This window comes from Paenibacillus sp. FSL M8-0212 (assembly GCF_038004645.1).
GTDB lineage: Bacteria > Bacillota > Bacilli > Paenibacillales > Paenibacillaceae > Paenibacillus.
This window is the reverse complement of the sequence record NZ_JBBORP010000001.1, coordinates 1,851,261-1,867,917: the sequence shown is the minus strand read 5'-3', so window position 1 is coordinate 1,867,917 and position 16,657 is coordinate 1,851,261. Positions and strand designations below refer to the sequence as shown.

Below are 16,657 nucleotides of genomic sequence, written 5' to 3'. Positions count from 1 at the left end.
CTGGTATGACTTCAAAAAAAGATGGCGAAGTGGAGGGATGTAATTGAATCGTCTCGAACGGAAAGCCATGGTGATTGGAGCCACGGGGCTTGTAGGCGAATTACTGGTTCATAATCTGCTGGAGCACTCGGTATACAGCTTGGTTCGGGTTCTGGTTAGACGTCCGCTTGAGCTGCAACATCCCAAACTGGAACAGCATGTGGTGGACTGGGAACAGCTGGAGAGCCAAGGCCACTTGTTTGATGGAATCGATGACCTTTACTGTTGTTTGGGTACAACGATCAAAAAAGCGGGCAGTCAGGACAATTTCCGTCAGGTGGATTATCATTACCCGGTTCGTGCAGCTACTATGGCGAAGCAACATGGTGTATCACAGATGCTGGTAATCTCCTCCATGGGAGCGAGTGCTGGTTCCAGGGTCTTTTACAGTCGGACCAAAGGGGAAATGGAGGATGCATTGTCCGATATCGGTTTTCCGTCATTGCATATCTTCCGCCCTTCCTTAATTCTGGGAGATCGAAATGAGAAGCGGTTTGGTGAGCAGATGGCTGCCCATGCCATGAAGTTTCTGGATCGCTGGATGAAAGGCAGAGCAGACAAATACCGGGCGGTACACGCCGCAACCATCGCACAGGCCATGACAAATATTGCGTTGGTGCAAGCCAAGGGAAACCATGTGTATTCGAATGAAGTCATTCATGTCCTTGGTGTGGACGGGGGCTAAGAAACCTTTGAACGAGCTGTTTGCTTCATGTGGCTAGTGAGGAGCGTTTCTCGCTTGAGGTAGATCGTGGTATAATAGGCAACAAAAATGAGTTCGAACCCTGACTCCATGCGGCAGCAGGATAACGAACATGAAGGAGAACTCGTCCATGAAAAAACCAATCTCTACCGATCAGGCGCCAGGCGCCATCGGTCCATACAGTCAAGCCGTTGATGCAGGCGATTTCATCTACACTTCCGGACAGCTTGGCCTGAATCCTCAAACGGGTGAATTCGGTGCAGATGTACAGGAGCAGACACGTCTGTCCTTGAGCAATGTGAAGGCTATCCTTGAAGCAGCAGGCACAAGTATGGATAAAATCGTGAAAACGACGGTGTTCCTGAAAGACATGAACGATTTTGTTCCTGTGAATGAAGTGTATAGCACGTTCTTCGAACAGCCGTATCCTGCACGCAGTGCAGTGGAAGTTGCTCGTTTGCCAAAAGATGCACTGGTGGAGATTGAAGTTATTGCCCTGAAATAGGACAACCTTCATCCGCTGCGGTATACATAAAAAGCCGATTTCAGGTCTTAATGACCCGAATCGGCTTTTTGCTATTGGTGTTATATTTAAGCGCTATATCGAAGGAGAGATTTTAATCGCGATCCTGATTACGGGCGAAGAACAGCCATACCGCGTAGATGGCCAGTACGATCGCAATGATGATTGCCGTATAATATACGGAAGTGACATCCTTTTGTTTAAGTGCAATGGCGATATACGCCCATGTGAACACAAGTGGGTATATGCTATCGCGATAACGGAAGCTAACGAGTACAGCCAGAACCATACCCACAATCAGCATAATGATCGTCCAGGTTGGTTCGCTGATACCAAAACCATCCCAGCCTATTTTATATAACAGCACAGCTGCATTGACAATGGTTGCCACGCTAATCCATCCAAGATAAATGCTGAATGGCAGCTTCACAAGCCAGATCTCAGCAGTGGTTGGAACCGTAATGGTACGTGTTTTTACATACAGAACGATCAGAGACAACAGAAGCAGTACAATGATTAGTAAAGCGAGACCGGTCTGCAAGTTTTGAAAAGCAAAAATCCAGGCTACGTTGAAAGCACAGCTTGCCAGAAACCAATACCCGAGACGGGTAATCGAATCCCTTTTCCAAGAAGCGGGCACGAACTGATAGATCACGAACCCTGCTAATAGCAGGTAGATCAGACCCCATATAGAGAAGGCATAGCCAGAAGGTGTGAGCAGCACAGGGTACATATCCGATACTTCCTTATTGGTTCTGCCCCCGATCGGCAGAGCGTTGGAAAGGTAGTTCACGATAATTACAGCGATAAAACCAATGGCGTTTAACCACTTGTACGGATTGTTACGTGACATTGTGTTTCCTCCTTGGTTTAACGAAATGAATGAACCACGGGTCAGTCTACAATGAATATACCCAGTTCTTGCACATTCTAATAACAGCCGCAAAAAATTCACAAGTTGATCTTTCAGATCCTTGCGCTCTGCCGCTATGTTGGAACGGTACTCTGTCCCAATGTACGCGAAACGATGCAGAAATATGTCCATGCCCATGATGTCTCACTAATGAGAGGAGGCAGAGAATGCTTACAAGAGAAACGATGGAGCAACAGCAGACTTGGTTCTATGTAGTTGCATTGTTCTTAGGAGCAGTGATCGGGCTGAGTAATCCGGTATGGGGGAATGCTTTACACTACACCGTGTCCCCGGTTCTTGCCGTTCTGTTATATGGCATGTTTGTACAGATTCCCTTTTTACAGTTAAAAGAGTCCTGGTCGAATCTTCGATTTATGGGGGCGCTATTGGTGGCTAATTTTATCGTTGTACCTGTAGTCGTATGGTTGCTTACACTGGTCTTTCCACAATCACCAGGCGTTCTGATTGGAGTCTATCTGGTACTGCTAACGCCCTGTATTGATTACGTCATTGTGTTCACACAGCTCGGCAGGGGCAATGAGAAATTGATGCTGGCCGCAACCCCCCTTTTATTTGTTATACAAATGATTCTGTTGCCGTTTTATTTATGGGTATTAATGGGTGCTGAGGTGGCGCAGGTCATGCAGGTAGGGCCGTTTGTGGAGGCTTTTCTGTTCCTGATCGTTATTCCACTGCTGCTCGCTGTTGTTACACAAGTTCTCTCCAGAGGTAAAGCGAGCGGCGAACGGGTCATGAATGCGACGGCATGGCTCCCGGTTCCGATGATGGCACTTGCGCTGATCGTGGTTGTCGCTTCCCAGATTGGCAAAGTCTACAATGATATGGCGATCATCGTGAACGTGATTCCGATCTATGTTGCTTTTCTAATCCTTATGCCTTGGATATCTCGGCTTATTGCTACTTGGTTTGGATTGAATCCGGGTGCAGGGCGGGCGTTGATATTCAGTTCAGCCACACGGAATTCGCTGGTCGTTCTGCCACTGGCGCTGGCACTCCCTCCACAATGGGCAAACATAGCCGCAGCTGTTATTGTTACACAGACGATGGTGGAGCTTGCAGGGGAGCTAATCTACATTCGGCTTGTACCTGCGGTGATTTTGCGGGATCGGTGAGCGGACTAGGACGTATCTATGTTATGATTTAATATAATTAATAAAACCATTTTTGGTAAATAAAAGGGAGGTGAGAATCCCTATTTATCGGAAGATTATGTTCTACCTGGATATTGTCCTATTACTGTTCAGCCTCATCTATTTCCCCGTAGTGGCTCATAAGACAGGAAATAATATGGCTTATGGATTTATGGCTGTGATTTTAATCGGGACAATATCTCGGATCGTATCCTATCTGAGAAAATTAAGAATCAACAAATCGCCATGATATAGGCTATTTTCTGTAAAAGAAAAATATAAAGAGTACTTCCGGTGGGTTATGCCGGGAGTACTCTTTTTAATTCGGATCAGGTACTCGTTACGTACCAGCCTCCAATAATATTTTACGATATTCCGCTGGCGTGATGCCCTCCATTTTTTTGAACACTTTGCTGAAATACTTTTCATCCTGGAATCCAACCATCTCCGAGATTTTGGCAACTCGCAGGGAAGGGTTTTGCAGTAGCAGCTTGGCGTTATTGATTCGCAGTTTGCCCAAATATTCCGACCAGTTCAGGCCAAATTGCTGTTTGAATTTACGGGAAATATACTCCCGGCTCAGGTAGAAACGCGCGGCAATCTGCTGCAAGGACAGGTCCTCCTGATAATGGGCGTCCATATAACGTGCAATCTCACTCATGGGATCGGGATTGGCGTGGTGATGAGCGGTGAGCGCCTTTCCTGCGGCAAGAAGCCGTTGTTCCAATAATGAACGAAGCAGGGGGAAGGATAACAGTCCTTCAGCGTCCAAAGGTAACTCGGCAAAGGGAATAGACTGTTCCTCCGTTACTTCTTCCTCTTTGGGTGACGAACCTGCCGTATCATCAAGCCAGCGGCTCAGCATCCATTCCAGCTCGTCGATCCATTGCTGAATCTGCTCAGCACTGACAACTTCAAGATCAGTAATCGGTTCAAGCCACTCGGCGACCGCAGCAGATACACTGGAAGACCGGCAGCTCATGGCTGCCATACGCAGGGGTTCTTCATGGGCGGTTAAACGCCTGATTTTATTCCCATTTGATGATTCCACTGTAGCATGGATTCGCTGTTTGGTTTGCACAGCATTACGTCTCCACAGCCTTGAACTGGCTTCCATATAGGCCGCTGATATTCCGCCAGGGTAGGACTCACAGGTGGAGATGCCATAATGAAGCCGGCGCTGAATCGTCTGCTCCAATCCCTGATTAACCTTGTCCAGAATATGTTCCAATGAAGGGGATGGGCCCCAATGCAGCAGAACAATTTCGTCCGGTTGATCCAACTGCCGAAACATTACGCCATCGTCTGGTGTGGATAACATCTCGGCACAGATATTGAGCACCGAGAACACAAGCAGATCTGGTTGACTGCGGTATTTTGCCAGACAATCTGCATCCAGATGGGACAGGCTGGTGACAGCGATACTACAGACAGGGATAACACTGGGGAGATTCAACTCATCCTGCAATCGCTGCATGTGTGATGAACTGCTGCCTCTGCCGACGGCAAGTTCGGTGAGCAGACGATCCTGGTAGTGGGGGCGCATTCGATTAACGACAATGGATTGCCTGGTGGATTGTATCCGAATGGCGTCTTCCTCTCCCCAAGCTGTAACGGCCTTTAATAGAGAGGCATTCAGCTCATCTGCTTCCACAGGTTTCAGGAGGTAGTCCATGCCACCATGTCTGATTGCATGCCTCACGAGTTCAAAATCATCATATCCACTAATGACCAGCACCTTGCTGTGTGGGGTATGAGTCGATATCCATTCAAGTAATGCCATACCGTCCTTGCCTGGCATACGCATGTCACTGAGTATGATTTGAGGTTGATGTGCCGTGATGGCGGCGATGGCTTCATCCCCGTCTGCCGCTTCGATTAACGTATCAATGCCAAACTCTTCCCAATGACCAAGCAACCTTATGGCATCGCGGACATGTTTTTCGTCATCTACAAGCAGTGCCTTCATGTTGTTCACTCTCCCGCGTATAGTTTAACCCTGATCTTCACACCATTGGGTTCCCGATTGTTGATCTCAAGCCTGGCTGAGTGACCGGGATGTGAGTTCAATTGAAGTCGGCGTATTACATTTCGTAGACCGATGGATTCAGACTCGTCGGATTCTTGTGTGGATAACCCGGTTGCTGTATGACTTTGATGCAGCCATCCGCGGATCTCCAGTAATTTATCTTCAGGTATGGAAGGTCCGTTATTATTCAGTTCTATTTCAATCCAATGATCGTTGATCCGGCGGCTGGATAGGGATATGTGACCTTTGCCAGGCTGAATATCTGCTCCATGTTTAAAGTAGTTCTCAATTAAAGGTTGTAACGTCATTCTTGGCATTTCGACAGATAGCGTATCTTCGGCAAAATTCAAATCCACCTCAAGGCGGTCACCGAACCGCTCCTGTTGCAGTTCCAGATATAACCGGGCATGCTCCGCCTCTTCGCGTAAGGTCACGGAGGTCTGATCCCGCATGCTGTAGCGCAGCATTTTGGACAGGGAAGAGAGTAGTGTATACGCCCGTTGTCCTTGTTGTTGAAGGGCAAGTGTACCGATCGATTGCAGTGTATTATACAGAAAATGCGGATGAATCTGCGCTTGCAACGCTTTGAGCTGATTTGTTTTATTGGCGATTTCGAGTCGATATTCCCGCAAAATAAGATTATTTACCGTATCCATCATATCTCGGAAATGACGAGCGAGCACCCCGAATTCATCTCGGCTGGATAGATGGATATCCACGTGCAGACGCCCGGCTTGGATCTGGTTCATATATCGCATGAGTTGCTTGAGTGGACCGGTGATTCGGATGGAGATGAACAAGGTTGCAACAATGACCAATACAAGTGCCGCAATGGCAATCATCGCGTTATTCCACGTAAGTGTGGTCGCTCTGGCGTATAACGTCTCATTCGGAATCTGTTTGACAATGGTCCAGTCGGCGTACGTGCTGCCAAGCTGCTGGTATACATACATGGAACGATCCTGTTCAAAATGTCCTGCGACATTCTGGGCTGTACCAGCGCCAGTTCGCGCGATATTCAGTTCACTGGCCGTTTCCTCTCGCAGTGCATCCGTATGATTGGCCTCGGAACGTCCCTGGTAAATGATCTGATTCTGACCATCCACAACATAGATCTGTTCCTTAGCCGGATCATACAGTCTGCCACAGATTGCTGCAATGGTATTCATATTCAGATCAATGGCGAGTACACCCAGACGCTCTGTGGACGGAATATCCTTGATCACCCGATGCAGGGTAATGACCGTTCTTTCAGGATCATCGGGGGAGGCAGCCTTGAATCCGTACGTGTGACTCATATGGGCCGATTCCACCCAGATATCCGGGCTGTCACCGCCTGTTTTTCCATGGAGCGAGCCGGAATAGGCCTGTTTGCGTTCCTCCCGCTTCGGAAAGGGATTTGTAATTAAGGTGGATTGATTGGCGGCAAAAGAGTGCAAATACAGCTGGAATACATCCGGCACAGCCGCGCGTATCGTCTGCAAAGTGGTGTACACCTCGGCAACCGCACGATAATCACCAGGAATTTTTGCCAAGTTGCGCAGAAAGTTCGGGTCATTATACACAGCCAGCGATGCTCTGGCCACGTTATCCACATAGTTGTTGAGATTGGTGGACGCTTGGTAGATCAGGCGTTTGTTCTCTTCAACAGCCTGTTCCCGCAAGGCTGTCTTGGTCTGAATAAACGTCATGCTGATCGAAGCGAGCAGTGGAAGTGTGGTAGCGATGAGCATAAAGGCAATCAATTTGGTGCGTATACTGTAGTATTTGGACATCGGAACACCCCTTCTGGTTGCAGGTTAAGAGAGGACAATATTTTACCCCCAACTGTTCACAAGGGTCGGTGTTTCCCTCGGCGATAATGGGGTTTAATAGAAAAAGAGACCAATTTCATCCATCTATAGAAGGGGAGAACGATATGAAGCATCGCAAATCTTCACAGCTGTTACAGCAGCTTGTGTTCGTGGGTCCCTCCATCGTGTTTTTTATTCTCATCATCGTGGTCCCTTTCCTGCTTGGCATGGTGTATTCCTTCACGGACTGGAACGGGGTATCCGAGAACATTAATTGGGTAGGGTTCGATAACTTCGTGCATGTTTTTGCGAATGATCCCAAGTTCCAAACGGCGTTTTGGTTTACGGTGCGCTTCACCGTGGTTGGTGTGGTACTGACCAATGTGATTGGCTTTTTCCTGGCGTATTTCCTGACCAAACCGCTCAAGACGAGAAACATTCTGCGTACGATCTTTTTTATGCCTAACGTGATCGGTGGGTTGTTGCTCGGCTTTATCTGGCAGTTCATATTTGTGAAAGGGTTTTCAGCAGTAGGCGATGTAACCGGCTGGTCCTTCTTCAACCTTCCTTGGCTGGGAGACGAACCAACCGCCTTCTGGGGAATCGTGATTGTGTTTGTATGGCAGACCGCAGGATATCTGATGGTTATCTACATCTCATCTCTGACCAATGTATCCCCTGATCTGCTGGAAGCTGCCGAGATTGATGGCGCAAGCCGCTGGCAGGTACTGCGGAGCATCATTCTTCCGCTCATTATGCCGGGTGTAACGATCTGTCTGTTCCTGGCGATCTCCTGGTCGTTCAAAATGTTCGATCTCAATCTGTCGCTGACCAAAGGTGGACCGTTCGGATCAACAGAGTCGGTTGCACTTAATATTTACAATGAAGCCTTTGTGAATAACAGATATGGCATCGGAACCGCCAAAGCGCTCGTGTTCTTCGTAATCGTTGCCATCATCACCATGATTCAGGTACGTCTGACGAAGAGCAAGGAGGTAGAAGCCTAATGGAGACGACGAAAAATTACCGCTTAAGTACCATTTTAACCGAGATTGTCATGGTACTCCTTGGACTTTTATTCCTGGTTCCGTTTTACTTCCTGTTTGTGAATTCGGTCAAAACCTTCGGTGATCTGCTAACCAATTCGGCTGCATGGCCGGAAGTGTTCCAGTGGGGCAACTATGCGAACGCTTGGGAGAAAATTAACTTCCCGTCCGCGCTGATGAACTCGCTTATCGTTACGGTGGTCAGCAATCTGTTGCTTGTGCTGATCAGTTCCATGGCCGCGTACCGAATGGTCCGCAGCGATACCCGGTTCAACCGGATTTTGTTCGGCATGTTCATTGCCGCCATGGTGATTCCGTTCCAGTCTATCATGATTCCACTCGTTACTGTAACCAGTAATCTGGGATTGATCGACAGCCTTGGCGGACTCATCATCTGTTATCTCGGTTTCGGGGCACCGATGTCGGTCTTCCTGTTCCACGGATTCGTAAAATCCGTCCCACTGGAGATTGAGGAAGCGGCACGGGTAGATGGAAGCTCTGCCTACGGGGTGTTCTTCCGGATCGTATTTCCACTCATGAAACCGATGTATGTAACCGTCATCATTCTGAACACACTCTGGATCTGGAATGATTATCTGCTCCCATCCCTGATCCTGCAAAGCTCCAACCTGCGTACGATCCCGATTGCGACCTTTGCACTCTTCGGTCAATACACGAAGCAATGGGATCTGGCCTTGCCGGCACTTGTGCTCGGCATCATGCCGATCATTATTTTCTTCCTGCTGATGCAGAAGTATATCATTCAGGGGATTACGGCTGGATCAGTTAAAGGGTAAGTGCGAGGGAAGGGTCGCTGGCGGGATCAAGCGTGGAGTGCGAGTGCAGGTCGCTGCGGGATCAAGTTGCGCTTTCGGTCGCTGTTGCTCCTCCGTGGCCTGAATGGATTAGGGCAAGGAAGCCACCGAGTATCAAAGGCGAACGCTCCGCTCCTACATCGCATCCTGATCCCTTTGCTCCCACCTCGCACGTAGGTGTGCAAAGGGGAGTCATGCCCGCATAGCTTGGGCATGACTCCTGGGGAAAAGAGCAATAAGAGAAAAAGACCAATAAAGAGAAAAGACCAAGAAAAAAAGATTTAAAGACCAGGTTCGATAATGCAGAAGGTGAGTGTGTATGGGGAGGTCGCTGCGGGTTCAAGTGGGGAGTGCGAGTACAAGGTCGCTGCGGGATCAAGTTGCGCTTTCGGTCGCTGTTGCTCCTCGGTGGCCTGAATGTATTAGGGCAAGGAAGCCACCGAGGTTCAAAGGCGAACGCTCCGCTCCTACATCGCATCCTGATCCCTTTGCTCCCACCTCGCATGGAGGTGTGCAAAGGGAGTCATGCCCGTATAGCTTGGGCATAACTCCTGGGGAAAAGATTAGTCAAGAGAAAAGACCAAGAAAGACGCTTGTATAGCCAGGAACTTCTTTTACAGAGTGATGGTATGCTCCCTGTTCAAAGCGCTAACGAACCCACCGCATCTTAATAGTTGGATAATCAAGGAATAGGAAATTATAACGAATCTCAGTAACCTTATTCCGGTGAAAAAAGGCGTCAGAGCCTTGAAAATCGACCAAATCGACGAAATAGCGTCTCTGTGATTCGTTAGGCTGGAGATTTGCGCAAATAGGAGCGAATAACGTGCGCTCGGTTCGTTAGAATGAAAACACGCTTTAAGGGAAGGTTTTTCTGTCATCAGAGTGCCAGTGTAAATATGCATTAGTGAAACTGTTATACTGAAACTACTATAGGGAGAGTGTATGTATGAAAAGAATGACAAAGTTGACGTTGCTTATGCTGATTGCTTTTTCGGTAATGCTTGCGGGTTGTGGCAATGGAGACAAGAGTGGCAGTCCGGTCAACACGGATACTCAAGGTGGTGGCGAGGCTGCTGCTGGAGATAAAACTATTAAAATCTTCCAATTCAAAGTCGAAATTGCGGAAGCGCTCAATCGTCTCAAAGCGGAATATGAATCTTCCCATCCAGGCGTCAAACTGGACATTCAAACCGTAGGTGGCGGTAGTGACTACGGCGCTGCATTGAAAGCCAAGTTTGCCGCAGGCGAACAACCGGACATTTTCAACGTAGGTGGTTATCGTGAATTGGATACATGGCTTGAATATTTGGAAGATCTGTCTGGAGAATCATGGGCCAAGGATGCACTCGAAGTAGCCAAAGAGCCAATGACCAAAGACGGCAAGCTCTATGGACAGCCGCTCGCGCTGGAGGGTTATGGTTTCATTTATAACAAAGACCTCTTCCAAAAAGCAGGTATTACCGAAATTCCAACAACACTGGAACAATTGGATCAAGCTGCACAGAAACTTCAAGCCGCAGGCATTACCCCATTCTCGAACGGATATCAGGAGTGGTGGGTGCTGGGCAACCATAATGTAAACGTGGCATTTGCAAATCAGGCAGATCCGGTGAAATTCATCCAAGGACTCAACGAAAGTACGGAGAAGATTCCTGGCAACCAAGTGTTCGCCGACTGGATCAACTTGCTCGACTTAACGTTGAAATACAGCAACAAAAACCCGCTGACAACCGACTATAATACACAAGTTACGTTGTTTGCGAGTGGAGAAGCCGCGATGATGCAGCAAGGGAACTGGACTCAAGTACAGATCGATGGAATCGATCCGGATCTGAATCTGGGTATTCTGCCGATGCCAATTAACAATGAGCCCAATGACAAATTGTTTGTCGGCGTGCCGAACTATTGGGTTGTGAACAAGAATTCCCAAGTGAAACCGGAAGCAAAAGAGTTTTTGGAATGGCTCGTAACTTCGGATATCGGGAAACAATACATGACAAAAGAATTCAAATTCATCCCGGCGTTCAGTTCCATCACAGCATCCGAAGAGGATCTGGGTGACCTCGCCACAGAGATCATGAAGTATAGCCAGGAAAATAAAACACTCAGCTGGAACTTCAACCGCTTCCCTGAGGGGGTTCCACAAGAGTATGGCAGCACAATTCAGGCTTACGTTGCAGGCAAATCGGATAAAGCCGGATTGCTCGACGCATTGCAACAGAACTGGGATAGTCTGAAAAAATAACGGCTTCCCCTTCAATGAATGAAGGTGTGGATAAGTAAAAACATATAAAAAGGTGACTCCAGATTAATTGGAGTCGCCTTTTTATAATGAGAAAATTTCCAGTTAAAAAGTGCAAATATGAACCCAAATATCGACTAATACAGATGGTCGGGTGTTTGTATGGTGTCTACAACCTGTTGTTAGTACACATAATGGCAACAAATAGCCAAACTTTAAATATTTGTAATTTTTAGATTGACAGTTCCAAGTTATATCCATATTATAGAAAAATATAGCAGAAAGTAAAGATATTTGAATCGGAGGTGAAGTTCTTTATGAGGGATATTGTATTCCTGTGTGACAAGCGGATTAACACCAAAACAGGGTTTCTCGAAGCCTTGTCCAAAATTTCGGACACAACCAACATTTTGCTGGTGGAACAGGGCTATGAACAGTTTGCTACATTACCAGAAGGGCTGTTCAGTGCAGTGTTCGAAGTGGGTGATATTACTCGGATTGACCAGGTGGAAGAGGTTTTTGAGCGCATTTTGGATGAATATGATGTGGAGCGCATCATTGCCCCGACTGAAAATGTGGTTGAGACAGGCGGGTATCTCAGAACACGTTTTGGTATCCCTGGTATTCAAAAGAATCAGGCTGAGACGGTACGTAACAAATGGATCATGAAGGAGACATTGCGGCAGGCGGGAATCCACACGTCACAGACACGTATTGCGTCCAATGCAGTACAGATCAGAAAGATTGTCGCAGGCATTGGTTTTCCCATCATTATCAAACCGATTAGTGGGTGGGCGACGATCATGACGTACAAGCTCAATAATCAAGAGGAGCTTGAGCAGTATATCAACCATTCCTGGAATCGGGAATCAGTGCTCATTGAGGAATTTATTACGGGTAGGGAGTTTCATATTGACTCCATCGTTTCAGAAGGTGAGCTTGTATTTTCCTCCGTCTCTGAATATTTGTTTAATTGTCTTGAGATTGTCCAAAATGATCGCCCTTCCGGTACGATCTGTTATCCCACTAATACACATTATGAATATGTAGAACGGATGCAGTCGTTTAATGAAGAGATCATACGGACACTGGGGATACGTAACAGTGTGTTCCATGCAGAGGTATTTCTTTTGCCGAATGGGGAGATCTGTTTTGGAGAGATTGGAGCAAGAATTGGAGGGATTGTCATCATTCCACCTATGGTGTTGAATTCCCATCAGGTTAACTTGTTTGATGCAGCCATTCAAACGGAACTTGGAATATATGAAGCGCCAACTTCGGTTAATACAGGCAAGTACACCGGTGCGGTTAATTTTCCATCTGCTGTAGGCAAGATCGAAAGCATCTCATCCGCAGAAGATTTCAAATCGATGGAAGGACTCATTGATATTCGAATTAACTATACATCAGGCCAGTCCATTTCAGGTGGTCGAGATACGATGTCCAGATCCGGATTTGCCATTGTGGAAGGCCCGGATATTGAATTCGTTAGAAAACAACTTCTAGAATTACATGACAAGTTTGTCCTGGTTCACCATTAAACCATTCTAGGAGGGCTTTGGGTTGTTGCTAGATAACGCTGATGTGAAGAGATTGGATAGTCATGATTGGAGAAAGCAGGAATTTGAGCATTTTGAAAAGGATATGACCAGTGACAGCCCTCGGTTTCCCTGCATTTTCGGTTCCATGGGGCTTAACCGCAATGAGCTGCGGTTCTCCTTTTTGGATGATGTAGAAGACCATTCCATAGAAGAGCTTGCAAAGGCATTGAGAGAATATGTGGAACAGGCAAGGAGCTTCGGAAACTACACCTCCATGGTTACATTTTTTAATATTGATAAGGATCTATCCATCCATGAATATCAGCATACGTTTTGGTCCATCCTGACCCGGCTGCACACCATCGACTTGAAAGAATGGCCAGAATTCATACCGAATGAAGAGAATGATCCTTTGTGGGAATTTTGCTTTCATGGGGAACCCATTTTTGTCGTTTGTAATACACCAGCACATGAGGTGAGAAGGAGCAGACATGCCAATACATACATGATTACCTTTCAACCACGATGGGTCTTTGAATCGATTGGCTTGGGAACACCAAAAGGAGATAAATCCAAGGATTTGGTGCGAAGCTTGCTTCGGCAATACGATGCCATTGATCCATTCCCGCATCTAGGGATCTATGGGAATCCGAATAATCGAGAGTGGCTGCAATATTTTATTCCAGATACCAATGAAGTTTCTGCTACAGCGCAATGCCCATTTCATCATATGAGGAGGAATAGTATGAGTTCAGTTCAATATATTAAAGGGTCTGACATAACACTTGAAGAAGCTGTAATGCAGTTGCTGCCTGTAACCGGTTCGGTAGAGGTTCAAAGAGATACACCATTCAGGGAGCACAAATCTCACACCCATCCTACAGACGAGACACTTCTGATTATCAATGGAGATATTACCTTCTTCACAGAAGAAGGAGAACTGCATTGCACGCCAGGTGACCGCATTTTGCTTCCGGCTAATACGGTGCACTCCTCCAAAGCCGGGGAGAAGGGAACGTTGTATATTATCGCTTTGGAGTTTGTGGAGCAGCCGAAAGAAGAGGTTCTGGCATGACTCGTTCCTCCGTTGGTTTGCTCATGAGAAAAGGCTTATCCCTGCACGGGGATCATATTGAAGCTCTGGGAAGAATTTTCGAAGAGGTCCATTTATGGACCTCTGTTTCTGGATATGAACAAGATCCGCGCTTTCGTTCTGTTCAGCATATTCCCAAGAATGAGAATGTGGAAGAAATGATCGTGCAGGCGAGACAAATAGGCGTTCCGTTTTTCATTACCTGGCAGGAGACGGATATTGTACTAAATGCGAGATTAAATGAAGGATTGGGAAGACAGGATATTCCTGTCCAAGCGGCCGAAATTGCCAGAGACAAGTCCAGACAGCGTCAGTTCCTGAAGCAAGAGAACGTGGCCTGTCCTGAATTTCATGCCGTAAATACGTTGGATGAGGCTGTTACAGCCGCAGCAAGTGTAGGCTATCCGGTGATTATTAAACCCACACTGGCCGCATCCAGTAGCCATGTTGCGCTCGTTCATTCGCTTGCCGAATTGAAGGAGGCCTTCGATAGCATATCGCAACTGGCCATTTCGCAATCCGGGCTATATTTTGACGAGGAATGTCCTGCAATAGCGCTGATTGAAGAGTTCTTGCCGGGGGAAGAGATTACGCTGGATGGAGTAGTTGTGAATGGCCGGTTTTATCTGGGAGGAGTACATAACAAGCTCAGAATGCCAGGTCCTTACTTTGAAGAGGATGAATATACGCTACCTTTTCAGGGAGAATCCAATGTAGAACAAGAACTTTGCGAGATGGCTCAGCAAATATGTACAGGTCTGAAACTTGAAAATGGTCTGTTTAACGTTGAAGCCAGGCAAAACGCCAACGATGAGTATAAAGTGGTGGAGTTCAGCTGTCGTATCAGTGGTGGGCATGTCTATCGCAATATACGTGATGTGTATGGGACTGATCTGGTGACCGCTCATGCTTATGGTCTTCAGGGCGAGGAAACGTTGGCTGTCCATTTTGCGAAAAGAACAGCTCCCAAGTGTGCTACCTGTATCAAATTTGTATACCGTGATGGCAAGGTGTTGAATAATGCCAGCGGTGAGGCAGCAGATGATGTCAGGTACCGGGCTTATTATCCAGTGGCTGCCAAAGGTAGAGTGGTCCATTCTGCTCCGAAAGGATTCGATATTACTGGTCTGCTGTCTGTGCGTACCCAATATGAGGGACCTGAGGACATCGAGTCGGTAAAACAAGCCGCAAGATCTCTGGAACAAAAGCTGGATTTGCAAGTTGCTGAGGTGAGACAGCTTCAATGATACAGACTATTTTGTTCATACTATTTCTGTCGATTACCCTATGTGGAGATACGATTCTAAATATTACTCTGATCTGGTCTGTACTGGAGCAGGGCGGATCTATTACTCATCTGAGTATTATTATTACGATCATGAGTTTGGTACCTATTTTATTGCAAAAATATAGCTTTTTTCTCAAAACTGCGCTTAAAGAACGACCCTTGCTGATTTTCAGCTTGGCACGCATCTTGGGCATTGTGTTTCTGCTTGTGTTTTTAATTCAATTTGCGGGCAACACCAATGTGTATGGCTTATATCTGATTGGTGGCGTATTCTCCGTGATTCTGTTTTTGACCAATCAGAGCCTGGAAATCTACATGTCCCAGATGGTGCTGGATGGGAAAATCAAATCACACAAGGCCTCACATGACTTGCAGACTGCGATTCAAATTGGTGCCTTTGGAGGAAGCGCAATAACCGGAGTTCTACTCAGTATAGGCGGATTGCCAATGATCTCAACGGTACTGATGGTGACACTGGCTGTGGGCATGATGGCTCCATGGCTCATTCCGATTCTGTCTCGATCTGGTCAGGCTGAGCAGAACATACAGAAAGAAAAAACGGAGGCTCCGCAGATTACATACTCCGACGCCGTGCGAAAAAAAGTACTGAACATGACCATATTGGCGGTAGTTGTATTAACCGTGCAATTGGGAGCAATTAATTTTATCGTACCGATTTTGTTCCACGATATCTTCAATTGGGACTCATCCCGTTACGGGGCCATCGGAGCAGCGATGGGGTTAGGTGCCTTTCTTGCAACGCTGATTCGTAAGTGGGAACACCGAATTCCAATGTATCTATTTATACTGATCGGCGTGATCGATATCATCATTGGCACGGTACAGGTGTTTGCGGTGTCGTTAATCTGTGGATTCATGCTTGGGTTTGTGTTTAACCGGACTCGTATTATGCAAAGGTCTGTCATGTTTGATAACTTACGCAGCCGCGAAGAGACCATGAAGTGGTCGGGGAGATCAACGTTCGCCACTCAATTTACAAGATCAGTTGTCCCATTGGTGCTGGCACTTCCGTTGTCCCTGATGGGGCAGGAGAATACAGGCGTACTGTTAGGAACACTCGGTGTTACGGTGACGATAATCCTGTTTGTCGCCATCCGATTGGAGAACAGATTGCCGCTTCAAGGTACCGAACCGATTATTGCTGGGGACAGTAAACCTTCGGTTTAAAGCAGGGAAACAAAAGTAACAGTTGGAAAATGAATTGTACGAAGGGTCAGCCGGGTGCGTTCTGGTTGGCCTTTTTTTGTTTTATTCACTGGAATACATGTGGATAACCCAAAAGCAGTTTAACGATCTCATGACGTATTTAACACAGAGTTAATACTATATGTGGATATCCTGTGTGTATAACACTCTAAATGTGGACAAGTAGGGAGTAGTTGGAGTAGGAAATCCTCTTTTGTTAACAGAAATACTTGTTTTCAACTTAATAGTACTGTATAGTTCTAAATATGACA

Annotated in this window: 13 protein-coding genes; 10 read left to right on the top strand and 3 right to left on the bottom strand. The window is 46.8% G+C overall.

Going from position 1 to position 16,657, the window contains the following annotated elements; translation table 11 throughout:
* Positions 1–67 precede the first annotated feature (67 nt).
* Both MKX68_RS08230 and MKX68_RS08225 read left to right on the top strand, forming a co-directional pair.
* Complete coding sequence (locus tag MKX68_RS08230; RefSeq protein WP_445671113.1) at positions 68–724, top strand: oxidoreductase; 657 nt, start codon at positions 68–70, stop codon at positions 722–724.
* A gap of 148 nt (positions 725–872) precedes the next feature.
* Positions 873–1,247, top strand: coding sequence for a RidA family protein (locus MKX68_RS08225; RefSeq protein ID WP_017690870.1), 375 nt, complete (start codon positions 873–875; stop codon positions 1,245–1,247).
* 112 nt (positions 1,248–1,359) lie between these two features.
* On the opposite strand, the gene MKX68_RS08220 is transcribed toward MKX68_RS08225, so the two are convergent.
* Complete coding sequence (locus MKX68_RS08220; protein WP_340910714.1) at positions 1,360–2,118, bottom strand: tryptophan-rich sensory protein; 759 nt, start codon at positions 2,116–2,118, stop codon at positions 1,360–1,362.
* A gap of 227 nt (positions 2,119–2,345) precedes the next feature.
* Between MKX68_RS08220 and MKX68_RS08215 the strand changes: the two genes are divergently transcribed.
* Positions 2,346–3,311: an arsenic resistance protein gene (locus MKX68_RS08215; protein ID WP_340910711.1), complete on the top strand. Its 966-nt coding sequence runs from the start codon at positions 2,346–2,348 to the stop codon at positions 3,309–3,311.
* A gap of 358 nt (positions 3,312–3,669) precedes the next feature.
* Here the strand turns inward: MKX68_RS08215 and MKX68_RS08210 are convergent, their stop codons facing one another.
* Positions 3,670–5,298, bottom strand: coding sequence for a response regulator transcription factor (locus MKX68_RS08210; RefSeq protein WP_340910709.1), 1,629 nt, complete (start codon positions 5,296–5,298; stop codon positions 3,670–3,672).
* Positions 5,299–5,303: 5 nt separating this feature from the next.
* Complete coding sequence (locus MKX68_RS08205) at positions 5,304–7,133, bottom strand: cache domain-containing sensor histidine kinase (RefSeq protein WP_340910706.1); 1,830 nt, start codon at positions 7,131–7,133, stop codon at positions 5,304–5,306.
* A gap of 143 nt (positions 7,134–7,276) precedes the next feature.
* On the opposite strand from MKX68_RS08205, the gene MKX68_RS08200 reads away from it, so the two are divergent.
* The 7 genes from MKX68_RS08200 to MKX68_RS08170 all read left to right on the top strand — a co-directional run bounded on the left by MKX68_RS08200 (position 7,277) and on the right by MKX68_RS08170 (position 16,367).
* On the top strand, positions 7,277–8,158 hold the full coding sequence (locus MKX68_RS08200; RefSeq protein WP_036607341.1) for a carbohydrate ABC transporter permease: 882 nt from the start codon (positions 7,277–7,279) through the stop codon (positions 8,156–8,158).
* A complete protein-coding gene (locus MKX68_RS08195) occupies positions 8,158–8,994 on the top strand; it encodes a carbohydrate ABC transporter permease (RefSeq protein ID WP_340910704.1) in 837 nt (278 codons plus the stop codon). The genes MKX68_RS08200 and MKX68_RS08195 overlap by 1 nt, the downstream gene beginning before the upstream one ends.
* 967 nt (positions 8,995–9,961) lie before the next feature.
* Positions 9,962–11,260: an ABC transporter substrate-binding protein gene (locus MKX68_RS08190; protein WP_036672088.1), complete on the top strand. Its 1,299-nt coding sequence runs from the start codon at positions 9,962–9,964 to the stop codon at positions 11,258–11,260.
* 314 nt (positions 11,261–11,574) lie between these two features.
* Positions 11,575–12,798 carry an ATP-grasp domain-containing protein gene (locus tag MKX68_RS08185; RefSeq protein ID WP_091038299.1) on the top strand — a complete coding sequence of 408 codons (1,224 nt, stop codon included), beginning with the start codon at positions 11,575–11,577 and terminating at the stop codon, positions 12,796–12,798.
* A 22-nt stretch (positions 12,799–12,820) separates the two neighbouring features.
* A complete protein-coding gene (locus MKX68_RS08180) occupies positions 12,821–13,873 on the top strand; it encodes a YqcI/YcgG family protein (RefSeq protein WP_338590538.1) in 1,053 nt (350 codons plus the stop codon).
* Positions 13,870–15,138, top strand: a complete 1,269-nt coding sequence (locus MKX68_RS08175) for an ATP-grasp domain-containing protein (RefSeq protein WP_340910700.1) — start codon at positions 13,870–13,872, stop codon at positions 15,136–15,138. Before MKX68_RS08180 ends, MKX68_RS08175 begins: the two co-directional genes overlap by 4 nt.
* Positions 15,135–16,367, top strand: coding sequence for an MFS transporter (locus tag MKX68_RS08170; RefSeq protein ID WP_339786629.1), 1,233 nt, complete (start codon positions 15,135–15,137; stop codon positions 16,365–16,367). The genes MKX68_RS08175 and MKX68_RS08170 overlap by 4 nt, the downstream gene beginning before the upstream one ends.
* Positions 16,368–16,657 lie beyond the last annotated feature (290 nt).